This is a genomic window from Shewanella sp. HL-SH5 (genome assembly GCF_051163755.1).
In the GTDB taxonomy this organism is placed as follows: domain Bacteria; phylum Pseudomonadota; class Gammaproteobacteria; order Enterobacterales; family Shewanellaceae; genus Shewanella; species Shewanella glacialimarina.
This window is the reverse complement of sequence record NZ_CP195038.1, coordinates 153,296-180,012: the sequence shown is the minus strand read 5'-3', so window position 1 is coordinate 180,012 and position 26,717 is coordinate 153,296. Positions and strand designations below refer to the sequence as shown.

The 26,717-nt window shown below is 42.3% G+C and carries 24 protein-coding genes; 11 read left to right on the top strand and 13 right to left on the bottom strand.

The features are described from left to right. Positions 1 to 197: 197 nt before the first annotated feature. The 6 genes from ACRWQM_RS00765 to ACRWQM_RS00740 form a co-directional block, all read right to left on the bottom strand. Positions 198 to 3,332, bottom strand: a complete 3,135-nt coding sequence (locus ACRWQM_RS00765) for an efflux RND transporter permease subunit (RefSeq protein ID WP_434930933.1) — start codon at positions 3,330 to 3,332, stop codon at positions 198 to 200. Between the two features lie 12 nt (positions 3,333 to 3,344). Next, positions 3,345 to 4,658: an efflux RND transporter periplasmic adaptor subunit gene (locus tag ACRWQM_RS00760; protein ID WP_434930932.1), complete on the bottom strand. Its 1,314-nt coding sequence runs from the start codon at positions 4,656 to 4,658 to the stop codon at positions 3,345 to 3,347. A gap of 156 nt (positions 4,659 to 4,814) precedes the next feature. Further along, entirely contained in the window at positions 4,815 to 5,318 is a 504-nt protein-coding gene (locus ACRWQM_RS00755) for a hypothetical protein (protein ID WP_434927518.1), read from the bottom strand. Between the two features lie 191 nt (positions 5,319 to 5,509). Beyond that, complete coding sequence (locus ACRWQM_RS00750; RefSeq protein ID WP_434930931.1) at positions 5,510 to 6,262, bottom strand: PepSY domain-containing protein; 753 nt, start codon at positions 6,260 to 6,262, stop codon at positions 5,510 to 5,512. Then, positions 6,262 to 7,002 (bottom strand): PepSY domain-containing protein, encoded by a 741-nt coding sequence (locus tag ACRWQM_RS00745; RefSeq protein WP_434930930.1) that lies wholly within the window; start codon positions 7,000 to 7,002, stop codon positions 6,262 to 6,264. Before ACRWQM_RS00745 ends, ACRWQM_RS00750 begins: the two co-directional genes overlap by 1 nt. A 433-nt stretch (positions 7,003 to 7,435) precedes the next feature. Further along, on the bottom strand, positions 7,436 to 7,915 hold the full coding sequence (locus ACRWQM_RS00740) for a MarR family winged helix-turn-helix transcriptional regulator (protein ID WP_434927525.1): 480 nt from the start codon (positions 7,913 to 7,915) through the stop codon (positions 7,436 to 7,438). 362 nt (positions 7,916 to 8,277) lie between these two features. On the opposite strand from ACRWQM_RS00740, the gene putP reads away from it, so the two are divergent. From putP to ACRWQM_RS00725, 3 genes are read left to right on the top strand one after another with little or no spacing between them, the layout of a single operon-like run. Further along, positions 8,278 to 9,774 carry a sodium/proline symporter PutP gene (putP, locus tag ACRWQM_RS00735; RefSeq protein ID WP_434930929.1) on the top strand — a complete coding sequence of 499 codons (1,497 nt, stop codon included), beginning with the start codon at positions 8,278 to 8,280 and terminating at the stop codon, positions 9,772 to 9,774. Between the two features lie 8 nt (positions 9,775 to 9,782). Beyond that, a complete protein-coding gene (proB, locus tag ACRWQM_RS00730) occupies positions 9,783 to 10,886 on the top strand; it encodes a glutamate 5-kinase (protein ID WP_434927527.1) in 1,104 nt (367 codons plus the stop codon). Continuing rightward, a complete protein-coding gene (locus ACRWQM_RS00725) occupies positions 10,883 to 12,130 on the top strand; it encodes a glutamate-5-semialdehyde dehydrogenase (RefSeq protein WP_434930928.1) in 1,248 nt (415 codons plus the stop codon). Before proB ends, ACRWQM_RS00725 begins: the two co-directional genes overlap by 4 nt. 196 nt (positions 12,131 to 12,326) lie before the next feature. Here ACRWQM_RS00725 and ACRWQM_RS00720 read toward each other — a convergent pair whose 3' ends face one another. Next, positions 12,327 to 13,217 (bottom strand): dienelactone hydrolase family protein, encoded by an 891-nt coding sequence (locus ACRWQM_RS00720; protein WP_434930927.1) that lies wholly within the window; start codon positions 13,215 to 13,217, stop codon positions 12,327 to 12,329. A 106-nt stretch (positions 13,218 to 13,323) separates the two neighbouring features. Next, positions 13,324 to 15,357, bottom strand: coding sequence for an EAL domain-containing protein (locus ACRWQM_RS00715; RefSeq protein ID WP_434930926.1), 2,034 nt, complete (start codon positions 15,355 to 15,357; stop codon positions 13,324 to 13,326). A 131-nt stretch (positions 15,358 to 15,488) separates the two neighbouring features. Between ACRWQM_RS00715 and ACRWQM_RS00710 the strand changes: the two genes are divergently transcribed. Both ACRWQM_RS00710 and ACRWQM_RS00705 read left to right on the top strand, forming a co-directional pair. Continuing rightward, on the top strand, positions 15,489 to 16,100 hold the full coding sequence (locus ACRWQM_RS00710) for a HutD/Ves family protein (RefSeq protein WP_434930925.1): 612 nt from the start codon (positions 15,489 to 15,491) through the stop codon (positions 16,098 to 16,100). 101 nt (positions 16,101 to 16,201) lie between these two features. After that, the gene (locus ACRWQM_RS00705; protein ID WP_434927532.1) at positions 16,202 to 16,708 is read left to right on the top strand and encodes an ACT domain-containing protein; all 507 of its coding nucleotides are present in this window, start codon (positions 16,202 to 16,204) and stop codon (positions 16,706 to 16,708) included. Between the two features lie 200 nt (positions 16,709 to 16,908). On the opposite strand, the gene ACRWQM_RS00700 is transcribed toward ACRWQM_RS00705, so the two are convergent. Then, entirely contained in the window at positions 16,909 to 17,421 is a 513-nt protein-coding gene (locus ACRWQM_RS00700) for a DUF2937 family protein (RefSeq protein WP_434930924.1), read from the bottom strand. A gap of 303 nt (positions 17,422 to 17,724) precedes the next feature. Here ACRWQM_RS00700 and ACRWQM_RS00695 point away from each other — a divergent pair, with 303 nt between their 5' ends. From ACRWQM_RS00695 to ACRWQM_RS00675, 5 genes are all read left to right on the top strand, one after another. Further along, complete coding sequence (locus ACRWQM_RS00695; RefSeq protein WP_434930923.1) at positions 17,725 to 18,435, top strand: hypothetical protein; 711 nt, start codon at positions 17,725 to 17,727, stop codon at positions 18,433 to 18,435. Between the two features lie 209 nt (positions 18,436 to 18,644). Continuing rightward, positions 18,645 to 19,637 (top strand): DUF4382 domain-containing protein, encoded by a 993-nt coding sequence (locus ACRWQM_RS00690; protein ID WP_434930921.1) that lies wholly within the window; start codon positions 18,645 to 18,647, stop codon positions 19,635 to 19,637. Between the two features lie 505 nt (positions 19,638 to 20,142). Continuing rightward, on the top strand, positions 20,143 to 21,162 hold the full coding sequence (locus tag ACRWQM_RS00685; protein ID WP_434931945.1) for a DUF4382 domain-containing protein: 1,020 nt from the start codon (positions 20,143 to 20,145) through the stop codon (positions 21,160 to 21,162). 189 nt (positions 21,163 to 21,351) lie between these two features. Then, positions 21,352 to 21,849 (top strand): DUF3429 domain-containing protein, encoded by a 498-nt coding sequence (locus tag ACRWQM_RS00680; RefSeq protein ID WP_434930920.1) that lies wholly within the window; start codon positions 21,352 to 21,354, stop codon positions 21,847 to 21,849. Further along, on the top strand, positions 21,846 to 22,061 hold the full coding sequence (locus ACRWQM_RS00675) for a TIGR02450 family Trp-rich protein (RefSeq protein WP_226412539.1): 216 nt from the start codon (positions 21,846 to 21,848) through the stop codon (positions 22,059 to 22,061). Before ACRWQM_RS00680 ends, ACRWQM_RS00675 begins: the two co-directional genes overlap by 4 nt. 128 nt (positions 22,062 to 22,189) lie before the next feature. On the opposite strand, the gene ACRWQM_RS00670 is transcribed toward ACRWQM_RS00675, so the two are convergent. Further along, positions 22,190 to 22,948, bottom strand: a complete 759-nt coding sequence (locus tag ACRWQM_RS00670; protein WP_226412535.1) for a class I SAM-dependent methyltransferase — start codon at positions 22,946 to 22,948, stop codon at positions 22,190 to 22,192. A gap of 155 nt (positions 22,949 to 23,103) precedes the next feature. Here ACRWQM_RS00670 and ACRWQM_RS00665 point away from each other — a divergent pair, with 155 nt between their 5' ends. Next, a complete protein-coding gene (locus ACRWQM_RS00665; RefSeq protein WP_434931944.1) occupies positions 23,104 to 23,946 on the top strand; it encodes a 23S rRNA (adenine(2030)-N(6))-methyltransferase RlmJ in 843 nt (280 codons plus the stop codon). A gap of 94 nt (positions 23,947 to 24,040) precedes the next feature. Here ACRWQM_RS00665 and ACRWQM_RS00660 read toward each other — a convergent pair whose 3' ends face one another. The 3 genes from ACRWQM_RS00660 to ACRWQM_RS00650 all read right to left on the bottom strand — a co-directional run bounded on the left by ACRWQM_RS00660 (position 24,041) and on the right by ACRWQM_RS00650 (position 26,485). Continuing rightward, a complete protein-coding gene (locus tag ACRWQM_RS00660; RefSeq protein ID WP_434930919.1) occupies positions 24,041 to 24,283 on the bottom strand; it encodes a hypothetical protein in 243 nt (80 codons plus the stop codon). A gap of 32 nt (positions 24,284 to 24,315) precedes the next feature. Beyond that, complete coding sequence (locus tag ACRWQM_RS00655) at positions 24,316 to 25,713, bottom strand: M28 family peptidase (RefSeq protein WP_434930918.1); 1,398 nt, start codon at positions 25,711 to 25,713, stop codon at positions 24,316 to 24,318. Between the two features lie 118 nt (positions 25,714 to 25,831). After that, a complete protein-coding gene (locus ACRWQM_RS00650) occupies positions 25,832 to 26,485 on the bottom strand; it encodes a lytic transglycosylase domain-containing protein (protein ID WP_226415793.1) in 654 nt (217 codons plus the stop codon). Between the last annotated feature and the right edge of the window lie 232 nt (positions 26,486 to 26,717).

The window sequence follows — 26,717 nt, the reverse complement described above, 5'->3', positions numbered from 1 at the left end:
ATGTTTTTATCTATTTTATGGTTCATAGTTTGACAAAAACAGCTTAGAAATGCACCTGATTTTAGTGTTCGAGGAAGAATTGAATTACAACATTTATAAAGCCATCGGGTTATAGCTTGGCTTTATGCGAGTAGCACATATAAAAATGCCCTCAAATTACTGAGGGCATTAAATCAAAAAAATACCAAGCGACTGAACTATTTGGCCATTTTGCGGCCATATATCAGTAAATAGATCGCTGGAATAACAAACAAAGACAACAGCGGTGCGGTCACCATACCACCTACCATAGGCGCGGCGATTTTCTGCATCACTTCATTACCTGTACCACTGCCCCACATAATCGGTAACAACCCAAAGAAGATAGTGGCTACCGTCATAGCTTTAGGGCGAATACGCATTACCGCACCATGAATTAACGCTTCGGTTAAGTCAGAGCGATGATTGTATTGCCCTGCGGCTTGGCGATCTTTAATACTGTTATTCAAATACACCTGCATCACTACCCCAAACTCAGCGGCAACACCTGCCAGGGCTATCATGCCGACTGACACAGCAACCGAGAAGTTAAAGTCGAGCAAGTACAATAGCCACGCACTGCCCACCAATGAGAATGGTAGACTTAACATGATCACCGACGCTTGAATAAATGAGCTAAATGTCATCATCAACAAGATGAAAATCACCATTAACATCAGTGGAATAACTAACTTCATTTTAGCCTCAACCCGCTGCATGTACTCATATTGGCCAGCAAAGCTGTAACTGTAACGAGGCGGCAGAGTGATTTGTTCATCCAACGCAGTACGTGCCATTTTGATGTATTCGCCAATGGAGATGTCTTGTAAATCAACAAACACCCAACTGATTAACCGGCCATTTTCACTGGCTAACATAGGCGCGCCATCACTAATGGTAATGCTGGCTAAATTACCCAAAGGCACATATTTACCCGTTTTGGTAAGTACTGGTAAGTCTTTGAGTTTTTCTATGTTGTCACGTAGCTCACGTGGGTAGCGAATGATAATAGGATAACGCTCTTGCCCTTGTATCGACTGGCCAACTTGCATGCCCCCAATGGCCATTTGCACCACATCTTGAATATCTTTTAAGGTCATACCGTAACGGGCTGCATTTTTAAGATCGGGTTCGATATCAATATAACGGCCACCACTGGTGCGCTGCGCAAAAGCAGAAGTGGTACCTGGCAACTTGCTCACTACAGCTTCAATTTCGGTGCCTATTCGTTGTAGCTCATTAATGTCTGCCCCGGATATTTTTATTCCCACGGGGGTTCTTACTCCAGTGGATAACATATCAATACGGGTTTTAATCGGCTGCACCCACGCATTGGTAATACCGGGCACTTTTACGGTTTTTTGCAGTTCACTAATAATGCCTTCCAGTGTCATACCTTCACGCCAGGTATCACGTGGATTCAACATAATTGTGGTTTCAAGCATGGTTAGCGGTGCGGGATCGGTCGCTGTAATAGCGCGGCCAACTTTACCAAATACCCTTTTCACTTCAGGAATGGTTTTAATCAGGCGATCGGTTTGCTGCAATATTTCCGCCGCCTTGCCTGAACTGACACTCGGTAAGGTGGTAGGCATATACAATAAATCGCCTTCTTCGAGTGACGGCATAAACTCGCTGCCCATTTTAGTCATAGGGTATATCGCACTGCCAAGCGCCATAATAGCGACTAATATGGTCATTTTAGGAAAGCGCAGTACCACGCGTAACAGCGGTTCATACATAGCAATTAACAGGCGACTTAGCGGGTTTTTCTTTTCTGCAGGAATTTTGCCGCGTACAAGATAACCCATTAATACCGGAATTAAGGTAATGGCCAAAATAGCCGATGCCGCCATAGCAAAGGTTTTAGTAAAGGCTAACGGATGAAACAATCGCCCTTCTTGAGCTTCAAGCGCGAACACAGGCACAAAGCTTAAAGTAATAATCAATAAGCTAAAAAACAGTGCCGGCCCGACTTCAACCGACGATTGTCGTACTAACTCCCAATGGGCTTCACCCGTTGGCGTTTCGCCATCATGTTGGTCGCGGTAATGCTCAAGGTGTTTATGGAGGTTTTCTACCATCACAATAGCAGCGTCCACCACAGCACCAATCGCAATCGCAATCCCGCCTAAACTCATAATATTGGCATTGACACCAATTATGTTCATCACAATAAAACTGACTAAAATTGAAATCGGTAATGAAATGATCGCCACTAAGGTTGAACGGGCATGCAGTAAGAAAATAAGGCAGATAAAACCAACCACCAGCATTTCTTCTAGTACTTTACGCTTGAGGTTATCAACCGAGTTTAAAATGAGTTCCGAGCGATCATAGGTAATCACTAGCTCAACACCATCGGGTAAACCATTCTCAATTTCGGCTAATTTTGTTTTAACGTTGTTGATGGTTGCTAGGGCATTTTCACCGTAACGCATCACCACAATGCCACCAACGACTTCGCCTTGACCATCAAGCTCGGCAATACCTCTTCGAGCCGCAGGGCCAGTACGCAGTTGCGCCACATCTTTCATCAATACAGGCGTGCCCGACTCAGCCACAATACCTAAAGGGATTTCGGCAAAGTCTTCTAAGGTTTGGCGATAACCCGACGAGCTGATCATGTACTCAGCTTCGGCCATTTCAATTACCGAGCCACCGGTAGAACTGTTCGAGTTATCCAGCGCATTTCTGACCGTCATCAAGTCAATTTGATACAGCGCCAGTTTGTGCGGGTCGACAATAATTTGATACGCCTGCTCCATGCCGCCAATGGTGGCAATCTCTGACACACCTTCAACGCTTTGCAATTCTAATTTTAAAAACCAGTCCTGCAGTGATCGAAGCTGAGCTAAATCATGCTTACCTTTACGGTCAACAAGGGCGTATTGAAACACCCAGCCCACGCCAGATGCATCAGGCCCTAATGAAGGGGTGACATTAGGGGGCAATTGCCCCTGGGTTTGCGATAAATATTCTAAAACCCGTGATCTGGCCCAATAAATATCTGTGCCATCTTCAAAAATAATGTACACATAGGAATCGCCAAACATCGAAAAGCCACGCACGGTTTTCGCGCCAGGCACGGCTAGCATCGCCGTCGACAAGGGGTAGGTAATTTGGTCTTCAACTAACTGCGGTGTTTGGCCTGGATATGAGGTTTTTACAATCACCTGCACATCAGATAAATCAGGTAAAGCGTCTAAAGGCGTCATCCGCATGGCTTGATAGCCAATTAATGCGATAACCACGGTCATTAACAACACCATGGCTCGCTGCTTAATCGACGCACTAATTATTTTTTCTAACATAGTGAGCTCCGATTAATGATTTGCGTGTGGATCAGGCGCAGCACTATTGCTGCCACTTAATCGCTGCAAACTACCTTGAATACTGGCTTCTGAATCAAGCAAGAATTGCCCCGACACAATCACTTTATCGCCCGCCTTTAAGCCTTCGGTGATTTCAGCTTTACCCTGGGCAATCATGCCAACCTTAACGGGTACAGAAGCAAATTGGTTATCACTGCGTTGCACCACTACACGGTTTTCACGCCCGGTAAGAATTAACGCCTCGGTTGGAATGGCTAATACTCCCCGGTTTGGACCACCAAACAGTTTTACATCCACTAAGGTGCCTGGTTTTAATTGCTGATTCGGGTTATCTAAACGAATTCTCACCCGCATTGCCCGTGTCACTGGGTCTAACTCTGGGTAAATGTAATCTATGCTGGATTCAATATCAAACAGGCCTTGCGCCGCAGACGTCACCTCAACTGGCCGACCTTGTTGCAACCAGCTTTGTTCATTTTCAAATACGTCGGCAATCACCCACACGCTGCTTAAATCAACGATTTCAAACAAGGTATCGCCCGGTTGCACGTACATGCCATGACGCACTGTAAGCCGGCTAATGAGTCCATCTTGCTCGGCATAAAATGGCACGCGATACAGGGTGTCACCGGTGCGCTCTAATTGCTGAATCGACGCCGAACTCACCCCTAATAACTCAAGGCGTAGGCGAGCTTTTTTCAACAATAACGCACCACGGTTTTTATCCTGCTTAAGGTAATCTCTGGCTTGCATGTAATCATCTTGAGCATTTATCAGCTCAGGTGAATACAGCTCATACAATAATTGGCCTTTTTTTACTTGCTGGCCAACCGTATGCACCTTAAGGGTTTCTATCCAGCCGGTCACTCGGGTATGTACATGGCCAATCATATTTTCATTGTATTCTACCGTACCTATGGTTTTAACTAGCTTCCACAGGGTGCCCTCGGTAACGGTTTCACTGCGCATGCCTAACGCCTGCTGCATGCCTCCAGAAACGCCAACAACCACTTCCTCACCCACTTCACCTAGGGTGACTTTTTCTAAATTCATGCCACAAATTGGACAGGTACCAGGAGCATCAGACACCACATGCGGGTGCATGGGACAAACATATTTGATGTTCGCGTCATTAGCGCTGTTTTTAGTCGGTAGTAGTGCCGGCTGTGGTTGATTAAAAACCTTGTCAGCGGCAGTGTTAGTGCTATTTACAGCATCCATTGGCTGTGCGGCATGATCATGCCCCGCATGTTCATCCTCGGAAGCAAATGTCACTGATGACATCAGCAAGCTTGTGGTTAGCATTAAAACAAACGTAAATACGCTTTTACAGGGGGATATTTTCATATAGACCTCGAACGATTTAACACACGTATGTGTTAAAACTCGTTTAAAAAGAAACAGTAAAATTTGCTGCTAACATGGGCGATATACCATAAATGCGCAGCTAAGATGTTTACGTTAGACGATAGGAGGTCTAAAAGCTGGCGGGAAGTCGATAGAGAAACTGTTTACAGCCACTGCGATAGGGGCTGGATTAGCAGGAGCATTAGCAATAGCTAACTGAATATCACTTAAGTCAGCGGTAAAGGTAATGGTTAAGCAGTGATTACAATCGATACTGCAACCGCCTACACCATTACAACAGCTGTTGTTATCTGCTTGCTGCGATTTCTGATTAGGCTGCATATTGCCATGACAATCTGTCATAGCGGAGACATGCTGCATTGAGGTCAGAGGCACATTATTATCTGAACCATCACTCAATGTTTGACTCACCATATGGGATTGTTGATGATCCATCGGCACCATAGAACTACCATTAGCTAACAAACCTTGTCCGACAAGTGCGAACAAAGTGAAAGTCATTAACCAGTAGTTTTTCAGTGTTTTTTGCATCGCACTCAAAATCCAATATGCCGGACTGAATAAATCTTGCAGCATCTTACGATGGCGATTATTCAATATAGGCTCATAAAATATCAACTAATAGAGTTGACCGTGTAAATTATAAAATGCTTTCAATCTAAAACAACTTTGGTCGTTAGCTCAGCTAACAAACTAGTCGATAAGGGCAATAGCATAACGCTAAATTCATGCTGATGATAACTTTTTTATTGTTGTCATTGTGTGATAAATGCCTAATTTAGCAATAACTATAACAATTTTATCGCAGCGGGCTTTGACCGAGTACCACGCTTGCGGCGGTATTTTCCTTTTCGAAGTAAATCAATGCACCAACAACACCCGGTAACGGTTAACCATAAACTGAAAAAGGCCATCAACATCATAGGCAGATTATTAAAACTACCTTCATTAAAATAATCCATAAAATGCAGCATAAAAAAGATATCGGCTAACTTTTTATGCTGATCACTGTGGCCGACTATTCGCCCAGATTGCGCCTCAACATAGACTTGCGTATCGATGTCGTCAGTAAAGTTGACCTGCCATGTGGGGTTTTGTTGTTTTGGAAAATCGCTAATCGGTGGGGTGAGTAATTTGAGTTCGGCTACCTTGCCCTCACCTGTATATGACGCTTGCGCTAACCTTGTTACCAGCTCTTCATCAAGAGTGACCACCTCACCGCTATAGGCATCGACCAAGGTGTATTCATGATAAGAATGCGCATACAAGCCTTGCTGATGGCTAAGTAAATAATAGGGCTTAGCCAATAAAAATACCGTATCTAACGCCACGCTATCACTATGTTGTTCAAGTACGGCTTTAGGCTCAATCAACTGAGTCGCATCGAGCTGATTGGGCACAATATCCTGACTAAAATAGGTTAGCCCTGCCGCTTTGGTGTGATCCATCAAATTAAAATACAGGCCACTGGCTAACCACAGCACAAACTGAATCCCGACAATGACCGACGCCCATTTGTGCAACTTTCTAATCCAACGCATTAGGCAACTCCCACGCGTTGAACGCGGCTTTTTTTACGGCGTGTAAACTGGCCTTTGAACACCCTGAAATACACTAACACCATGCCAGTCAGTACCCCACCACTGGCTAGCAAGGCGCCCCAAAACAGCAGCATATTATCGATATCTTCACCGCTGCTGTAGTCCATAATATGAAACCTAAACATCCAATCAAACCAACGCCAAAACTCATGGCGCTTGCCCACCAAGATGCCCGTTTGTGCCGAAACATAAAGCGAAGGGGCACCAAAATCATTAAAGTTGACTCGCCATGCGGGTAAATGGCGCGGGCTTAACTCAAAAGGAGGGTTGTCGGTAATCAGCGTCACCTCGACAACATCGCCCTTACCCGTGTAAAAGTATTGCGCAACTGATACGGCCACTGACTCTGATAACGGCGTTAACACTTGGCCGCTATTAGCGCTAATAACTAATTTTTTAGTGGGCTCGCTATCCGCTAAGGTCAGCCTATAAACTGTTTCACCTAACAAGGTATCGACACTGATATTGTCAATATGGGGATAAGCTTGAATGAGCTGTTGCAGTGAATAATTCATCTGGGCGGGCTGCACTTTAGATTGCGGGTTGGTAACCAAATCATCACCGTGGATAAAATCGATATCCATATAGACCATATAAGCGCCCGTGACCGACCATATCGCAAATTGAAGCCCTAAAAATAACATCAACCATTGATGAAGCGTTCTTGCGGTTTTATGCATAGCGATCTCGATTCTTATAATGCAAATACGGGTTATTTAGCGCCAAAAACACCTCTTATTCAGGTGGTATATCCAACTAATTTAACGGCCTAGGGATACTTAATGATGCTGTCGCCCTAGTTCTAACACAGGTGATGCACCAAGCCCTTCTAGATCTATCGCGCTAAAAACTCGCTGCGTGGTGGCCAGCATTTAGACCGCGCCTCAAAGGAACAAATGCGGTTGCTGAAGAAATAATCGCAGTATTGGTGAGGTACACTTAATCTCTAAAGATACCGCAGGTGGAACATGTAACAGTATGGTATCAGCTAAGGCGTTGCTGGATTTACTCCGTAAACTGATAAAAAGCAGCTCACAATTAAAAGTGGGTTAATCTTTTTAAGCCTAATTTAGTCGTAATAGTCTCGACATGGGACGATTACGACTAAATGATCTAATGCTCATGCTGATATATTTGCCCAACTTCTAAAACAGGTGATGCATCTAACTTTTCTGCATCCATCATGCTTGAAATTCTTTGCATGGTCGCCAACATCTGCGACTGTTCCCACTCTTGCATTGACTCAAAGCGGGCAATGAAGTGATCTTGCAAAGGCTTAGGAGAGTCTTTAATTATCTCTTTGCCTTGATCAGTTAAACTGATCCCCACCTTGCGCTTATCTGTGGTTGAACGCGTACGCGTCACTAACCCTCGCTTTTCTAAACGATCGACAATACTGGTAATGGTTGCTGAGCTTAAGTTAATGGTTTTAGCCACTTCTTTAACCATAGCACCGTCATGTTCCGCAATAGACAGCAAGACCAATAGTTGTGGGCTTGTTAAGCCAGTCTCTTTACATAACTTCTTTGAATACAAATCAATCGCGCGGATTACCTGCCGCAAAGAGACCAGTAACTCTTCATACTTTTTCATCGGACTTATTCACTCCAACTGTCTGTTCAACACTAATAATTACAATTCTATCAAAATCTGAATAACTCATAAACAGACTATTTTGTTTATTTTAAAACGAAATAGTTGTCATAAAGTTACCAACATGGGTTGATCTTCCCCGTTAACAACGTATCATAATGGTTCGTACTCTAATCATTCGTGGTGAATCATATGAAACGCAATAATTTTATGAGAAAAATCTTCAAATCAAAAGTAAAGCCTAAGAGAATCGCTAAAAACTCAATGGAACTCCTTTGTTTCTGGTTAATTCTTGCGACTTATGTTTTTAGCCCTTTGTATACAATATATAAGTCGAACTCAAACAATAACGCAGGAAAGTAATGAATTATACCTATTTCACATTAACGTTATATTTTATGTTAATGCTAGGCATCGGAATTTATGCCGCTAAAAAATCCACTTCTAACTTATCTGATTACATGTTGGGCGGCAGAAAAGTCAGCCCTCAAGTAACCGCACTCTCCGCCGGAGCCTCAGATATGAGTGGCTGGATGTTGATGGGTTTACCCGGCGCTATTTTTGTCTCAGGTTTTAGCACCGTCTGGGTTGCTGTGGGCTTAGTTGTAGGTGCCTGGGCAAATTATAAGTTAGTCGCCCCTAAGTTACGTGTATACACCGAAGTCGCTAATGATGCGTTAACCTTACCAGATTTCTTTGGCCAACGTTTTCACAAAAAAGATGGCATTATTAAGCTGGTATCTGCGATTGTCGTCATTATCTTCTTTACGCTTTATACCTCTGCAGGCCTAGTTGGCGGCGGCAAACTATTTGAATCAGCATTCGGGCTCGACTATCAGCTAGGCGTTTTCATCACCATGTTTGTGGTGGTAGCTTATACCTTATTAGGTGGTTTTCTTGCGGTAAGTCTGACCGACTTTGTGCAGGGCGTCATTATGTTCATCGCCCTAGTTATGGTGCCCGTGGTGGCTTTTACTTATTTTGAAAGCACAGAAACCATGATGGCTTACTCACTAGAAGAGATCCCCTCGTTCAGTCAAAGTCTTGAAAGCCTGACCGTATTATCATTATTATCCAGCTTAGCTTGGGGCCTAGGCTACTTTGGTCAGCCACACATTATTGTTAGGTTTATGGCAATTGATACGGTTAAGAATATCAAAACAGCTAGACGTATTGGCATGAGTTGGATGACGGTCACCATTGTGGGTGCGCTAGCAACAGGGCTAACCGGGGTGGCGTATGTGAATAAATATAATGTTGATTTAAAAGATCCTGAAACCATATTTATTTTCTTTTCGAACGTCTTATTTCACCCACTAATTAGTGGTTTCTTATTAGCCGCTATTTTAGCCGCGGTAATGAGCACAATATCATCACAGCTTTTAGTGTCATCAAGTTCACTCACCGAAGACATTTACCGTGTTTACAGTAAAAAAACGCTGTCGCAAAAACACTTAGTGAATGTGGGCAGAGGATGCGTATTTGTCGTTGCACTAATAGCGGCAGTCATGGCATTACAACCTTCTAGCAATATTCTTGGCATTGTCAGTAACGCATGGGCAGGGTTTGGTGCCGCATTTGGTCCGTTAATTTTGTTCTGCCTACTGTGGGAACGCGTCACTTATAGTGGTGCACTGGCCGGAATTATCACTGGTGCAGCAACAGTATTGTTTTGGATTTATGCGCCTGTGTTAGACGGTGGCGCAGCACTCAGTAGCTTAGTGTATGAAATGCTACCTGGGTTTTTAATTAGTGCACTCAGCATATGGCTTGTTAGTCTTTGGAGCGAAAAGCCTTCAAAGAAAATAACTGACCAATTTAAAGAAGTTAATCAAGTATTGATTGAAAGCACGTCATAAGAGGAAGTATGTCTTTAAGTAATAATAAACGGATCGTTATCAAAGTGGGCAGTGCATTAATTGCCCCAGGTAGTGACGGTTGCAGTCCTAAATACCTGAAAAACATCGCCGACTTTATAAAATCTTGCCGTAAACAAGGCTTACAAGTGATCTTAGTTTCATCGGGTTCTGTTGCCGCGGGGCGCCAATGGTTTAATGTTGAGACCCCTTCAAAGGCATTGAAGAAAGCCATGGCCGCCGCGGGTCAAAACGACATGATGGCAATATGGGCTAAGTTGCTTGATATGCCACTGGCACAAATATTACTGACTCAAGGCGACCTATGTAACCGTGAACGCTATGTCAGTATAAAAGAAACTATCGAGTCATTACTCGAATATAACGTACTGCCAGTGATTAATGAAAATGACACTGTCACCTCTGAAGAGTTGAAAGTGGGCGATAATGATAATCTCGCCGCAATGGCTGCCGCGGCCATTAATGCTGATACTTTAATTATGTGCACTGATGTTGATGGGCTTTATGATAAAAACCCACACAGCCACAGTGATGCAAAATTATTACAGCAAGTGGATGTCATCACACCGGAAATATATGCCATGGCAGGTGGAGCAGTAAGCTCAACAGGCACAGGTGGTATGCAAACTAAGATTGAGGCTGCAGAAAAAGCCACCGCACATGGTATTGATACCTTCATTATTAATGGTTTTGACGTTAACTCTTTTAACCAGTTACTTGAAGGTAAAAACCCTGGCACTCACTTTTTACCTAGCAACGAGCCATTATCACCCGCAGTGCATTGGATGACTCACACCGTTCGCGAACGTGGCGAAGTGATCATTAATGACACCACCACAGCGTTTGGTGACAATGAAGATATGTTGACCCGCGAAAATATTATTGAAGTTAAAGGTCAGTTTTCAGCAGGAGACACCATTTTAGTCACCACAGATGATGGCACTAGAGTGGCTAAAGCCATGACGAATTACAGTAGTTGTTTATTAAATTATATCGCCCAAGAGCAAAACGATATAAAAACGACCGACGGCTATTTTTCTCAAGACAATTCTATTATCGCAAAAGAGCATTTAACCGTTTTGGAGAACACATGAATTTAATGACAACTATGTCACAGCAGGCGTCACAAGCAGCACGCGTGTTAGCAAATTTAGATACAGCAACAAAGAATAAGGTTTTGTTAGTCATGGCCGCCGAACTGCGTAAAGGTTCACCCGCCATACTTGAAGCCAATAAGTTAGATATGGATGGCGCTAAGCAAGATAATGTCGCCAGTGCAATGCTTGACCGTTTATTGCTAAATGAAGATCGCATTGAGCTGATGGCTAAAGGTATAGAAGACATTGTAAAGCTTGAGGATCCAGTAGGTAAAATACGTGATATTGGCGAGCAACCTAACGGGCTTAAAATCAGTAAAATGCGCATGCCTTTAGGCGTTGTGTGTATGATTTATGAAGCAAGACCCAATGTGACAGCAGATGCTGGCGCCCTGTGCTTCAAGTCAGGTAATGCCATTATTTTACGCGGCGGTAAAGAAGCGATTCATTCAAGTAAAGCTATCGCTAGTATTTTACAAAAGACCTTAGCCTCATTTGATTTACCAGAAGCATTAATCAGTGTGGTACCTAATGCTGACAGACAACTACTAATGGATTTGATGGATCAACGCGGCCTGATTGACGTGATCATTCCCCGTGGCGGCGAAGGGTTAATTAACTTTGTCACAGACAACAGTAAAGTACCGGTTATTCAGCACTTTAAAGGTGTTTGCCATCTGTACGTTGACAAAGATGCTGATTTTGACAAAGCCATCAATATTTTGCTGAACGGCAAAACCCAACGTACTGGGGTGTGTAATGCACTAGAAGGCTTAGTGGTTCACCAGCAAATTGTTAACGACTTTATGCCGTTAGTGGCAAAGCACCTAGCTGAACATAAGGTTACCATCAACGCCTGTGCCACCAGCCTGCCATTCTTTAAGCAAGCTAATTTATTGGCTGATGAAGATTTTGGTCAAGAATATCTCGATTTAGAAATCGCTATTAAAGTGGTCGATAATATGGATAAGGCCTTAGATCATATTCATCAAAATGGCAGCCATCACACTGAAGTCATTTGTACTGAAAACCCTGAGCGTGCTCAACGTTTTCAGCGTAGTGTTGATGCCTCGGTCGTAATGGTCAATGCCTCATCTCGCTTTTCTGATGGTAGTCAGCTAGGTTTAGGTGCCGAAATTGGTATTGCCACCACTAAGCTACATGCCTATGGTCCTATGGGATTAGAAGCATTAACCGCTGAAAAGTTTTTAGTGTCTGGTAACGGTCATGTTAGAGGTTAGTCATTAGCTTTGAGCAAATGAAAACCACTAAAGTAAGCTGGTTAACTTCAGCTTAGGATAGCTAAATAAAAAGAGGCTCACATTATGTGAGCCTCTTTTTTTATGCATTAAAGCGATAGCTCAAACTAGGCTTAGTTAATAAAGGTATTCGCACCCGACAGCTATTCGCATGTAGTTTGAAAACATGATTAATCACTTATGCTAAATGCTGAGTAAAAAATGTCAATGTTCTTTGCCATGCTAACTCCGCATTAGCTTCATCATAACGGCTAGTAGAATCATTATGAAAACCATGATTCGCATTTTTGTACATGTGCATTTGATAAGGTACATCAAAAGTTTTTAAATCTTGCTCATAGTCAGGCCAAGACTGATTCACTCTTTCATCCAGCTCAGCTAATTGCACCATTAAAGGCGCCTTAATATTTTTGCGCAGCTCTTTGGCCGCTGGAGTACCATAAAAAGGCACCCCCGCCTGAATAAGCTCAGCATCAACAGCGGCGAGATAATTCACAATATAACCACCAAAGCAGAAACCAACAGCGCCTAACTTGCCATTACTGTTTGGATGAGCTTTTAAAAACTTGCCCGCAGCAACAAAGTCATGTTCAATTTTAGCGCGATCTAATGTTGCTTGCATCGCCCGCCCTTCATCATCATTCCCAGGGTACCCGCCTAACGAAAACAAAGCATCTGGGGCAAATGCAACAAAGCCCGCTTTGGCTAAACGTCTAGCCACGTCTTCAACATAAGGATTAAGGCCACGGTTTTCATGTACCACCAGCACCACGGGTAATAAACCCGTTTTATCTGTCGGCGTCACTAAATAACCGCGCCCTTTGCCATACCCTAACGGCGAATCAAAGATCTCATAAGTGGCTTTTATAGCAGTGTCATTAAAGGATACCTGCTCTGCTAAAGCATAATTGGGCAGTAAAGCTGACGTCAGCACGCTCATTGAATATCCCAGCGCGACTAGCGAACCGAGCTTTTTGATGAACATGCGACGATCCATGCCCCCATGGGCATATTCGTCATACCAATCAAATGCTTGTTGTGGAATAGTATTTTTTAACGTTTCTGACATCTGAACTCCCTTAGATCATATATAGCGTGACCGTTGCAATATTAACGGCATTCAACAATCGATAAATTGTCACTTCTTATACTTATATTTATGTTTAGTTTTATACTCACTCTGGCGGAAATTGATACGCCATAGCTTCATTTATTGGCATAGCTTTAGCAAAAAACCAACCTTGTACACAATACACTCCCGCTTGTCGTACAATCGCTAATTCAGCCTCAGTTTCAACGCCCTCAGCAACTAATTGATAACCTAATTCGGAACATAAAGCCGCCATATGCTTATATAACAGTAACCCGTCGGCAGAATCTGTCGCCAATAACATCGAGCGATCAAGTTTTATATCATTGGGGGATAACTTAATTAAACGTGATAAGTTAGAAAACCCTCGGCCAAAGTCATCAATGGCAACACTAAAACCTTTGCGCTGTAATTGCGCTAAATTCGCCCAAGCCTGGGGGCTGTCATCTTTAAAACCAGACTCTAAAACCTCTAACTGTATCTGTTGTGGATACAAACGATTGAGTTCGTCTAGTCCCTGTATAATTGAGACTTCTAATAACGACAAAGGGTGAAGATTAATCGACACAAAAGGCCTAATACTATTTTCTGCCAGCTTTTTGAGGTCATGTTTAATTCTATTGACCACCCAGAAATCGATCATCGACACTAAATTATTGCGTTCAAGAATATCCATAAACCAGGGGCCAGAAATTTCACCCAGGTTATTTTCCAGTCTCAGCAGCGCCTCAAAGCCGATTACCTTACGCTGATTTATATCCACTTTAGGTTGGTAATATAAAATCAACTTACCATTGTCAATCTGGTGTAATACTTGATTCAATTCTGTAATATGAATAATTGAATCTCGCTGCTCAGAGCTGTATCGAGCTTCTGCATCCAATTGATGGATATCAGTAAATTTTAACTTATGACTGAGCTTTTCTATTAAGTTGGCATTATTGGCAAATCTGCTGGAAAACAACACAAATGGCAGATAAATAAACACATTCAACACAATTAAACAGGCCTGATATAGCACAGCCTTAATGTCACCACTGATTAACCAGCTGTTCAAAAACACCGGGGTCATCCAAGATATTTCTTGAGAGGTAAATTCAATGAAACCTAAACCAAGTACCCAATATGAAATAATAAAATTAACCGCTGGCGCCAAAATAAAGGGAATTAAGTAAACCGGATTAAACACAATCGGCAATGCGTACACGATTAGCTCACAGAAGTTAAACATGTTAAAAGGCAAAGACACTTTCATCAGCGTTAACTCTTGTAACGAACGACCACGCCACAAGGTTGCAATCACCAAAGACAATAAACAGCCTGAGCCCCCCACAATAACAAAGTTGTTGTAAAAACTGTTTAAAGATAAGCCCGCAACAAAAGATTCTGACATCAGCACATTTGAAAAAAGACTTAAGTAAGTGTTATCACCATGCACCCCGATAAACCAAAGGCTATGTATGATTAACATCCGGATAAAGCCTTGCACCTCTAATGACAATCCAGTCACAAAGGTCACCAAGTAAGCAGTCAAATCACCAATCAACAAATCCATAATCGGTAAAACTAAGTACAGCGTGAGGTACACTAAAAAGAAAGGCAGAATAAGATTTAAGTGCTTCATTAAAAATGAGCTTGCCACTGATGCTCTAACCAGCTTCAACCCATTAAAACCAAGAAAAAAACGCACTAAATAGGGCACCAGCAGTGGAATAACTATGGAGTAAAAGTTAGGCCAAACAGAGCTTAGCATATAGCCAGAGTCACTTTTAATCAGATAATTACTGTGAGTAATAAAACACAAGCAAGCCAAAATACTGCCCACTATAGTGTTAACTCTTAAATTTTTAGAAAGGTGGTAACTTAGCGAAATCACAATTGCTAAAGGTGAGATGGCCATAATTAAGCTGTGACTTGTGTCCAAAGCAGAAAAAACAGCTATTTTACCCGCAAAATCGGGCAACAAAGACTGTAATCCGATCAGCATGAAAGCTAACGAAGAAATTACAAAAAAAGGAATAAGTGCAATAAAGCCTTCGCGCATAGACAGGATAAGCACGGTTTGATTCAAACTTGCTAAACGTTGAAATCGGCGAGATTCGAAAAGAGATGTTAACAATAAAAACACTTAAATTTAACATGGCGATTTATTGATAATAACGCAGATTACTTATATTTCAATAGCAACTTGTACAGACAAAGATTTACGCCTATTTTGAAGCTCTACCCAAGCAACATAAGCCGACTAAAATGCTATTCAAATTCAGTCAATGCCAGGCAACACCGTGGAAAAATGGCTTAGGCAGTACATTTCAGCGCTATATTTGGCCCCTAGATGCTGACCTAGATAACTTTGATGTACGGATCAGCATGGCAAGAGTACAAACCAATGGACCTTTTTCAATATTTAAGGGTATCGATCGTCACTTATCACTACTTGAAGGTAACGGGTTAAGGCTAACTTTTACTGATAACTCCGCGACTAACAAGCCTTCAGCTAGCCGTCCTACAATAGACTTAACCCAAAATAGTCGTCCTTATGCCTTTAAAGGTGAATGGTCTATTCATAGTGAGCTTACTGGTTCACAGGTGTTAGATTTTAACGTCATGGTTCGTAGAGGGTCGTATCAGGCTAAGGTAACCCAATGCCAATTAACCACCGACTGTTTATCCACAATTCAGCATGAAGGCGAGTTAATCCTGTTATTTTTAAAAGATACTGAGTACCAAGATGAAGCCACTCAGAGTCATTCAATCGCTCAATATGATTTGTTAATAGTTTTAAGCGATATTATTAGCCATTGGCGTTTTAAACACGCAACTCCCGTTATCATCACCCAACTATTAAAGTGTGCAGGTTAACGCAAAAGTGCGCTTATTTGATGAAAATGTGTCGTTAACCACAGATTAGTTTGTGCACTATCGGTAACCTGAAGTAAGACGCAACAAACAGGGGAGCTTAAATGAAACATAAATTTATCACTACAGTACTAGGGGCTTTACAACCCAACCTTTTACAGTCTTTAGCTCAGGTCAGCCGCGAAATGGGTGCCAGTTGGGAAACCACTAAAGTCATCAAACTCGACGGTCAATTCACGGCTATGATGCGGGTTATGATAAGTACAGAACAAGAATTGATTTTTAAACAACATTTAGCACAAAAATTTCCTCAGCTAACCTTCGTCTATGCCGAATTCGAGCATGAAAACCTACCACTTTGCACCGAGTTTACCTTAACCTTAGACTGTAATGACCGAGCAGGATTAACCCACGATATAAATCAAATATTGTCTGAACTTGAAGCCAGTGTTGAACACCAAGAAAGTAACCGAGTACAAGTCACGTCTATTGGTAAAACCGTATACAGCGCCAAGCTCAACTTAAGGCTGCCAGAAAACGTTACCCAAGCATTGTTAATCACTCAACTTGAAACAATAGCCGACAATATTAGAATTAAAATAGAGGACTAACACTGCCACCAAACGTTGTGCAACTTATAGTGATTACATCGATTATGAGATGATATCGGGCGTCAGTAATAGAAAATTTTCAGGCGAATAACGTCGGCCCGAAGTGCATTATATGGGTTGAATAGTCATAACACTCGGGCCAAGTTAGGCCTAGGTAAGTTAACCATGTCATCTTGACACAGTAAGTTCAAAACAAACGGTTAAGTTGACACAAATACCTTACGGCAACCCAAGTACAAAATCGATAATATAGATTCACATAGCACGGCAAATAACAGCCCTAGCAACATGCCAATAGCAATCGCTTCGGGCTTTAATAAAATCACATGGGAATAGTTTTTCCATACCTCAACTTGAATGTCATGTTGCGGTGCCAGAATAAGCTGTTGATAAGGGCTGTAACTGTGTAGGCGGAACTGAGTAAGCGCCTCGGTTAACAACACATAACGTTGATAAATAGACTCAATACTTTCACCACCAGCATTAACAACCGGATCATTGTTTTGCCGATAGTGGCTAATTAGCTTATTGAAGTCGCCACCAAAAAAGCGATCAGCATCGCGCTGAAATTCAGCCAAACTCAGTTTAGCTTCTAATTGATGCGCCTCAAGACGTTGCCCATATTGATCAACAAAACCGGGCACCTGAATACCAATTAATACCCCACACACAAATAAAATGATCCGCAGGTAGTCCATCAAATATTTAATCATAATGAATAAAATGTCGCCAAATACAAAGCATCACAATATCACTGATTATCTCACTAAGCACCTTGAATAAGTGGATATATATTTTGCCTAGCAGGCCATCACAAATCACTGATGTCGTTATATTAGCCTATTCAAATGAGCCAATACGCGAGACTCCAATTGTTCAACTAAATATCCCTAACCCCGCTAAATTCCTTGCAATTATAAATTGCTAAAATAATGTAATTCATTAATATAACTGTAAATATAGATAGTTACTGTTTACAAAATCTAGAAACGCTTAGACACATAAAAAGGATTTATATGTTAAAAGTTTTAAAATGTTTTCTTTCCATTTTACTATTTGCCAGCACCTTTGCGGCTGCAAGTGAAGAGACTCAAGTGTATTTAGAGGGTAATAAAATTTACTATCAGGGGCAGTTAACCCAAAGCGCCAACGAAAAGGTATTTAAAATCTATAAAGAAAACAAAAATAACATCAAATGGATATCGATTAAAAGTACTGGCGGAGAGGTAAATGCCGGTCTGGATTTAGCTGAATTCATTAACGAAAACGATTTAAATATCGAGGTGACAGAGTACTGCCTATCGTCTTGCGCTAACTATATTTTTACTGCAGCGAATGAAAAATTGATCGCAAAAAATGCTTTGATTGGATTTCATGGCGGCACAACTGGAATGGATGCGAGCGTGGCTGAATTCATCAATACTCTACCAGAATCTGAGCGTGAGATAACCCGAAAAAAGCTTGTTGAATATGGTGTAGCAACCTCTAAAAGAGAGGCTGATTTTTTTAAAAAAATCAATATCACTCGAGACATAACAACTCTTGGTCAAAGTGATAAATACAAAACATATGCCGAAGCTGAAGATTATGTAGGATGGTACTACTCCATCAGCGGTCTGAATAAACTGGGGATCAAAAACATATCCGTTTTGAATCCACCCTGGACACTAAAACAGCTTTCAGAAAAGAGTCAGTTTTTTAAAGTCGAAGACTCAGATATTCAGTAATCATCATTGTCATTTCACATATAGGTATCTTGATGCGCCAGAAGCTGAAAGCATAAGCAAGAGATAAAAACCATTAAAAATCAATTACTTAAATATCACCACGTTTTAAACTTCGTCATTTTCTCAATATTAAATATGGTGCAGGATCACAGATCGATTACTCCAAAAGGAGTACCATCAAGTGTACCCCCTATTATTACGGCGGATTTATGACGATTAATAGAACAATCTTGGTGTTATCCTCGATTTTATTGCTCAGTGCTTGCGGAAATGATGGTGATGGCACGGCAACAACACCGCAACTGTCACAAGGGCAATTATCTCTCGCTATCTCCGACTCACCTATGGCTGGCGTAACCCATGTGGGTATGGTCATGGGCGAGTTAGTGATGACAGACTCTGCGGGCGTGATCCACAGGCACGACTTACAGAACATGGCATTCAATCTACTCGATTACCAGGGCATGGATAGTCATCTAATGGTAGATAGTATCGACTTGCCCTCTGGTCAATTTCATGATGCTTATGTCACCATTCAACAAGGTGATGGTAATGATGGCTGTTTTGTCGAAGATGGACAGGGGCGGCACGGGTTGCATGTGACTAATGGACAACTCCCCGTTGCGGATTTTGAGATAGTTGCAGGCCAACACCTTGGCATCACAATGGAAATTGATTTGTACCGTGGTTTATCTATGGATCAGGGACAATATTACTTAAACCATCAAGCTATGTGGTCAATCGATAATCGACAGATGGGACATTTACTTGGTGAGGTAGATCCCCAATGGATTGCCGATTGTGAAACAACTTATTCCGATCTGACCCCAGCTAGTGGCCAATTTAGTCATATGGCTTATTTGTACCCTGAAGCGGTAACCAATATTAACCAAATGGCGGATATGACAACAAACCCGTCAGTGAGTTTTATATTACCTACGGCGGTAAGTCCGATGCTGCAAGATGGCGGCGGTCATTGGCATTTTGCCATGGGTTACTTGCCTGAGGGGAACTATCGGGTTGGTTACAGCTGTTTAGGTCATTTAGATGACCCGACCACCGATGATATCAGTAATGGTCCATTTGTTATGTTTAAAGATTCGGGCTCAATTACTATAGAAGCGGGTGCACACGGTGGCCAACAAACAATACATGAGTGCGGTAACGGCAATGGTGGCCATCACGGAGGACATGGTGGCTAGTTAACATTAATCAGGCTCCTACTGACTTTAGGAGCCTTCCGCCGAAAATGTTGTGCACCAAGTGAAGAAATCATCATTTAATGTGACAATCAATTACATAAAACAAATGTAAAAAATTTAAGCTGAGCCCTGCTAATTTAGCTCAACTGTAAAACTGCATAGAATAGACCATACAAGCTCTCAAATTAAGTCTTTATACTTATGCGGATAAGCCACTAAAGCCATTCTCAGTGCGTAAACACAGCATTCAACCCTCATTGTATTTGATCATTAATGTTGGTGATTATTTACATGACGAATGATAAAAACGATTCTATCCCCATGAGTTTAATAACAATAAAAAACTATCTATCTTTACGCCGCAATATATAGCTAAGTTATTGACATATTTCAAAATATTGACACTTGAAAATAGAGTAATACTCGATACAGTAAGTTAACTTTTATGATCAGTTATACTTTTCCACACGACAACCTCACCCCACTAATTATAAGAAGGTCCATGATGAAAACAGCGAAAACCCTGATAGCGCTCTCCCTATCAAGCTTACTTGTCGCCTGTGGCGGCGGTGACGACACCCCAGCGGAGCAAATGGGAGTGTTTAGCTTAGGCGTGTCAGATAACCCAAGTGACGCTAAAGATGTGACTATCGCTTTTAAGCAAGTGGTACTGAAAGGCAGTACTGGCAGTATTTCATTTAACGTGTCTGACGATGGGGCATTAAAACAAGTCAATCTACTTGAATTTCAAGGTACTGCAGTTGAAACCTTAGTGAGCGGCCAAAGTATTCCTGTTGGCGAATACCAAATGTGTATTTACATGCAAAGAAGTGAAACGCCAAATGCCGATAGCTCTTATGTTAAAACCATGGATGATAATCTCCATGGTTTAACAACCAACAGCAATGGCTCTTGTGGCGGTGTTGGTGCAGACGATACTGATACTGGGCGTTTATTTTTTAATAAGAAATTTACTATTGCAGCCGGTACCAACAGCTTTGTTGCTGAATTTGACTTAAATAGCGGCTTACAAGACCCTAAAGGAAATAAAGACTACTGGACCCTAAAGCCAGCATCAGTGCAGCTATATAACAATGCAGAAGTCGGCGCAATTAAAGGCAATATCCCATCAGAACTTGTGACACAGTGCGAAGCTGCTGCCGGTGGCAGTATCTTTAGCCATGCAGCCTATTTATATTCCGATGCAACTGCGCTTGATAATATGAGCGATTTTAGAAGTGATGCCGTTGTGGCGCCAAAAATTGCGCCTATTGCAGCTGCAAGAGTGAACGATATTATGGATCAAAGTAACCAAGTCATTGGCCAAGGCTATGAATTTGGTTTCGTCGTTGCTGGTAGCTACAGTGTGGGTTACACCTGTGTCGCTCAAAATGATGATCCTGATGCCAATAACAACCCAGACGATGTTGGGCTACCTTTCTTTATCCAAGCCGATATACAAGCAGTGACAGTAACCAATGGCACTGTAGCCGATGGCGATTTTGTTGTGGCGACTAGTCCATAATATTAATTAACTGGTTTGATGCCAGATAAAGTTGAATCACATACAAGGCATCCATAATGGATGCCTTTGAGTTAGGGTAGTTTTGCTGTCATTGCCCAGCCACTGCCTAAGTTGTGGCTGAATTTAAGCTGATCGACTTATGTAATATGCACGTATTGAATGATCAAATTTTTATGAGCAGAATCAACTATGCACTCAACCCATCATGTGACTCTAAGCTATTTAGGCTTATTACCTTTTTTGATTTTAACCGGCGGCTATTTTTTTAGCGAGACACCGTGGATACTGCAGGCTTTTGTTATTTATAGTGTCAGCATTTTAAGCTTTGTGGCAGGCAGTTTGTGGCAAGCTCCACTCAATATTGAAACAAAACAAGGCGCAAAACATCAGCAAAATAACGTTGACCAGTTAGAAGAGTCGACAGCTCGAAGCCAGTCGCTCACTCAGGCGTGGCTTGTCGTGCTGGTGACTTTACCTTTACCACTTGGTGTGTGGGTTAGTGTTGAATTTAGCTTACTGTGGTTAGCCGGCAGTTTTGTTTGGCTATTATTGCTGCAAAAGCGGTTACCAAGTTGGGCGTTATTAAGCAAAGAGTACCAACAAATGCGGGCCAAAATAACCTCGGTGGTATTGGTGTGTCATTTATTAATGTGGGCGCAATTGAGCCATTTAGGAGTGGTTGCATGAATCAAATCAATCCAAAAGCACTGCTTTTGAGCAAATGGACGGCAACGTCGCCAGTGAATCGAGAAAAACATTTTGCCGTGACAGCCGTTGAATTTGATGACGATAAAAAAGTCATTCGCTGCGTCATTCAAGCGGTTTACAACAATAATGAATATGAGATTAATTGGCGTGATTTAAAGCAGCCTTCCCAGTGGCGCCAAGGCTGGTGTTAAATCTGGCATTAGCATCATGGAATTGACTGTGTCTTCTGCGTGATTGCAAATTATTTTCAAAGAGTTACCTATTAGATCTACAGGAATATCTTTATAAACCAATACTCTAGCGGTCACTTAAATAGTCGCTATTTCATTGCCGATCTCACATATACATCAAATCTATTTTTCTTAGTCTCAATGGCCATTGAGGGCTTAACGCCATCTAAGTCTTCGGCGTAATCAGGGCGTTTGACTACCACGCGTTTAGTGGCCAGTGATATTGCTGGTTTGAGTAAGCTGTCGGCATCTAAGTCGGCGCCCACTAGGGTTTGAAATACGCGCATTTCTTTTTTCACTTGGGCAGACTTTTCACGGTGCGGGTACATAGGGTCAAGGTAGACAACATCAATTTCTGTGCCGCTAGCTTTGGCTGCATCGGCTAATGCGGTAATGCTGGAACCATGAAATAAGCTCATGCGCTCCGTCATCCAATCGCCTATTTCAGCATCTTCATAGGCGCGGCGTAAACCGTCTTCTAATAATGCTGCGACCACTGGATGACGCTCAACCATAATCACCTTACAGCCTAAACTGGCCAGTACAAATGCATCACGGCCTAAGCCTGCTGTACCGTCTACCACGGTTGGGGTGACACCTTGCTTAAGGCCGACGGCTTTAGCAATTGACTGACCACGGCCACCGCCAAACTTACGCCTATGGGCGACAGCGCCCGTAACAAAATCGACCAAAATACCGTCGAGTTTGGGCTCGTCACGTTTGTGTAAGGTTAATTGATTTTGCTCGAAACGCAGCTCAAAGGGTGCGCTTGGTTCATAGTGCAGTGACCATCGTTGGCAAATATCGACAAGGCTTGGGTATTGTTGATTGAAATAAATCGCGGTCACTGTATTGCCTACATTTAGGGTGAATAAGCCTATTATGCCAAAAGGCTACCGCAGTGAATACCTATACCGTGCTTAAGCTGATTGGTATTAGCCAAGATAAAACTTATAATGTGATTATCTTGCAGTCCACGCTGCTACTTTTTTTGGAATATCTCATGTTAAGTTACCGTCACGGTTATCACGCTGGCAATTATGCCGATGTACTAAAGCATTCAATGTTACTGCAAGTGCTTAAATTAATGCAGAAAAAAGATAAACCTTATGCCTATATTGATACCCATGCTGGTGCGGGTGCTTATTCATTAACCGATGAGTTTGCTCAAAAGACCGGTGAATACTTAGACGGTGTGGCCAAACTGTGGGAGGCCAGTAACCTGCCAGCAGCATTAGTAGATTACGTCGAAGCCGTTAAAGTGTTTAACGCTGAATATGATCAGTTAACGGTTTACCCTGGCTCACCCAGTTTTGTCGATGCCGAGTTACGTGAAAAAGACCGTATGCTATTACACGAGTTACACAGTACTGATCACGATTTATTAGCTGAATATTTTGTTAAAGATAGGCAAGTAAAAGTACTTAAAGGTGACGGTTTACAAGGTTTAATCGCTGCAGTGCCACCACCAGAGCGCCGTGGGGTGATATTAATCGACCCAAGCTACGAGATTAAATCTGATTATGTTGATGTTGCGGAAACTATCATTAAAGCCCATAAGCGATTTTCGACTGGGGTGTATATGTTGTGGTATCCGGTAGTTCAGCGTGAGCAAACGGAATCTATGCTCAATTTACTTAAAAACAGCGGCATTAGAAATCAACTACGAGTAGAGCAAGCAATTAAACCTGACAGTAATGAATTTGGTATGACTGCGGCAGGGTTATGGATTATTAATCCACCTTGGCAATTAGATGTCACCGCAAAAGAAACCCTTAACTGCTTAGAGCGTCGTTTGGGCCATAGCGGTGGTAAAACGGTAGTGAAGCTAGAAGTGCCAGAATAATTGGCTATATAATGCTTTAGCACTTTATTAAAAAGCCCATGTAATTCAAATTACATGGGCTTTTTAATCATTTCAGTGCAGTTACATCGGCTTCCTAATCGCCATTTAACGTCCGAGAAAGTGCCCCTAATATCGCACTTAACGCTCCAACACTCACATCCTTACGGGTATTATTACTTGATGAATGACTTTCAGGGCGAGACTCTGCTACTTCCCTCTTTTCTGCATTTTCATATGCACCAATAACAAAGTCGCTACCTGCATTTGTGGCTGTTCGTGCTGAACAAGCTGTTAGTAAAGGTACCAATAGACATACCAGTAAAATCCTTTTGCTCATAATCGTCCTTAACCTTAATCATTAAATTGGTTTTAAAAAAATGCCCCTGCCGCCCCGGGAAACACCACAGGGCTGACATTACCATTCGCTGCGACACTGGCCACACCGAATAGATAATTATCTATGACCATATTTTTCAGCTCAAATTCATTCACATTGCCTACATAACGACTATGGCTCCATTCTGGCACTGTAGTTAATCGCCAATAAACTCGGTATCCAACCACCTCTTTATCCGCTGTTTTAGCCCAGTTGAGTGTGGTGCTAGGAGACACTTGCCCTTTAATACTGACACCTGATGGCGGCGCGGGTGCCCATGCCATTGAGGCCAGGCTAATGGCATTAAGTGCGGTTAATTTTGCAGTAAAATCAAAATCGACACCCTCAATCACATCACCATAATTAATGCCATTTTCAGTGCGAATATCTTGATGCTGACGATCATAATGCTCATTAGTTTCCATCACCCGCACGGCAGGAAAGCCCGCTTTGTTGAACGGTAAATGATGTCCACCACGGCCAAAACGGTCAAGCCGATACACTAACATGACATCTAAATTGGTCATGTACTGATCAACTAACGCTTTAATCTTGCGCGCCAAATTGCGTGACGCAGAGTCATTCTCGCCGCCACTAAAGTAGCGTTCTTTGGCTTCATCAGTGGTTTCAACAAAACGCACGCCCTCAGAAAACACCCGTACAGTAGAGTTATTCACCACGCCATTAATACCGGCAATATTACCGATCATGTCATTATTCAATACCGCTTGCACTTGCCAGCCCTGACTTTTAGCATAATTAGCTAAAATATCTCCGCCATATAGGCCCTGCTCTTCACCTGACAAGGCGGCATAAACGATAGTGCCGTTAAATTGATATTGCGATAACACCCTAGCCGCTTCAATTGCACCTGCAACGCCTGAGGCATTGTCATTGGCGCCAGGTGAAACTGAGGTAGCATCTAATACGTCGGTGACTCGAGAATCGATATCGCCGCTCATCATCACCACACGCTTAGGGTCAGTTTTACCGCGCTGAATAGCGATGACATTAACCACTTCAGTAGAGTTAGCAATGCGTTTGCCTTGCACAGTGTCACTGACGGTAATCACTTCTAAGCAACCACCACAATCTTTTGAAATACGATTAAACTCGGCCTCTATCCAACGCCTTGCTGCGCCTATGCCTTGGGTATCCGATTGAGTTTCAGACAAGGTATGACGGGTACCAAAGCTCACCAGTTTTCGCACATCTTGTTCTAGCCGGCTGGCCTGTGGCGCGGTAGCTATGTCATATAAGCGCACATCTTCTTGGGATGGAGCCGCATTTATTGCAGGAGCTTGTACGGCAGCGTTTGCATAACCTGAGGAAGATAAGCACAGGGCAGCAATGGCAACCGATAAAGAGGTAATAACGGGTGAAAAAGTCATAAACATTCCTTTAAATTTTAGCCATATGATTAGGCAGGGTTATTTATTGGTATTTTCTTTTTGTATCAATAATGTGAGTCACTATTTTATTATCCAAGCTTATGCTTTATCGCTAAACTCAGCTGGCTTTCCGATAGCGACTATAAAGAATTTTTACCCGTTGCACGTAGGCTTGTGTTTCAGGATATGGCGGTACACCATTGTATTGGGTAACCGTTGATGGACCTGAATTATAGGCCGCACAAGCCAGATCTATGTCACCATTAAATCGTGCTAATAACAGTGCCAAATAACGACTGCCACCGTTTATATTTTGCTCTGCTTGAAAGGCATCTAACACTTGCATGTCTTTGGCCGTGCCTGGCATTAATTGCATTAACCCCATAGCACCAGCTTTAGACACCACATTACTTCTAAAAGCTGACTCGGCATGAATAACAGCTCTGATGAGTGCAGGCTCTAGTTTATATCGTGATGCAGCTACGGCGACAAAACTGGCATAATCTTGGGTGAATAATGGGGTTTTATACCAATCAATGGTTGAATCAGGACGGCATGCATAGCATTCAAACAGTAACACACGGTAGTTAGTATGGTCTGGCTCAGTGTCACTGAATGCGGTAATACCATCTTTTTCATATTGATAGACTTTACGTTTTTCAACACCTAAGTCGGATAAAATACCGTGTTCTGAATAACTGGCTTTAAGCTGTTTTTTAGCAGGCTTGCTTAAATCAGGTTTAGCGAGTGGATAACTATTATCTAGCACCAGGGTTGATGTAATAGATTTATCCGCACCCTCTGCCCCTGGCGGAATAACAGCGAGCTCATTTAGGTCGGGAAACAAACTAAGATGCGCTTTATCTGCGGGTGTAGATTGAAGGTTGGGTTGATATACCGCTTTTATTACTGGTTTTTTTGTATTGTTTTCCACAGTTTGATTGGCCAATAACCCGGGACAAAAAACCAAGCTTGTCAGCACAATGCTGTGCTGAAATCGTTTT

Coding starts and splice junctions, on each gene's coding strand:
- ACRWQM_RS00660 (WP_434930919.1), bottom strand. CDS start 24,283: ATGAGCAAAAGGATTTTACTGGTATGTCTATTGGTACCTTTACTAACA.
- ACRWQM_RS00750 (WP_434930931.1), bottom strand. CDS start 6,262: ATGCGTTGGATTAGAAAGTTGCACAAATGGGCGTCGGTCATTGTCGGG.
- ACRWQM_RS00685 (WP_434931945.1), top strand. CDS start 20,143: ATGAAAACAGCGAAAACCCTGATAGCGCTCTCCCTATCAAGCTTACTT.
- ACRWQM_RS00690 (WP_434930921.1), top strand. CDS start 18,645: ATGACGATTAATAGAACAATCTTGGTGTTATCCTCGATTTTATTGCTC.
- ACRWQM_RS00765 (WP_434930933.1), bottom strand. CDS start 3,332: ATGTTAGAAAAAATAATTAGTGCGTCGATTAAGCAGCGAGCCATGGTG.
- ACRWQM_RS00725 (WP_434930928.1), top strand. CDS start 10,883: ATGAATTTAATGACAACTATGTCACAGCAGGCGTCACAAGCAGCACGC.
- ACRWQM_RS00760 (WP_434930932.1), bottom strand. CDS start 4,658: ATGCTAACCACAAGCTTGCTGATGTCATCAGTGACATTTGCTTCCGAG.
- ACRWQM_RS00720 (WP_434930927.1), bottom strand. CDS start 13,217: ATGTCAGAAACGTTAAAAAATACTATTCCACAACAAGCATTTGATTGG.
- ACRWQM_RS00740 (WP_434927525.1), bottom strand. CDS start 7,915: ATGAAAAAGTATGAAGAGTTACTGGTCTCTTTGCGGCAGGTAATCCGC.
- ACRWQM_RS00655 (WP_434930918.1), bottom strand. CDS start 25,713: ATGACTTTTTCACCCGTTATTACCTCTTTATCGGTTGCCATTGCTGCC.
- ACRWQM_RS00710 (WP_434930925.1), top strand. CDS start 15,489: ATGCTATTCAAATTCAGTCAATGCCAGGCAACACCGTGGAAAAATGGC.
- ACRWQM_RS00700 (WP_434930924.1), bottom strand. CDS start 17,421: ATGATTAAATATTTGATGGACTACCTGCGGATCATTTTATTTGTGTGT.
- putP (WP_434930929.1), top strand. CDS start 8,278: ATGAATTATACCTATTTCACATTAACGTTATATTTTATGTTAATGCTA.
- ACRWQM_RS00680 (WP_434930920.1), top strand. CDS start 21,352: ATGCACTCAACCCATCATGTGACTCTAAGCTATTTAGGCTTATTACCT.
- proB (WP_434927527.1), top strand. CDS start 9,783: ATGTCTTTAAGTAATAATAAACGGATCGTTATCAAAGTGGGCAGTGCA.
- ACRWQM_RS00705 (WP_434927532.1), top strand. CDS start 16,202: ATGAAACATAAATTTATCACTACAGTACTAGGGGCTTTACAACCCAAC.
- ACRWQM_RS00695 (WP_434930923.1), top strand. CDS start 17,725: ATGTTAAAAGTTTTAAAATGTTTTCTTTCCATTTTACTATTTGCCAGC.
- ACRWQM_RS00665 (WP_434931944.1), top strand. CDS start 23,104: ATGTTAAGTTACCGTCACGGTTATCACGCTGGCAATTATGCCGATGTA.
- ACRWQM_RS00675 (WP_226412539.1), top strand. CDS start 21,846: ATGAATCAAATCAATCCAAAAGCACTGCTTTTGAGCAAATGGACGGCA.
- ACRWQM_RS00745 (WP_434930930.1), bottom strand. CDS start 7,002: ATGCATAAAACCGCAAGAACGCTTCATCAATGGTTGATGTTATTTTTA.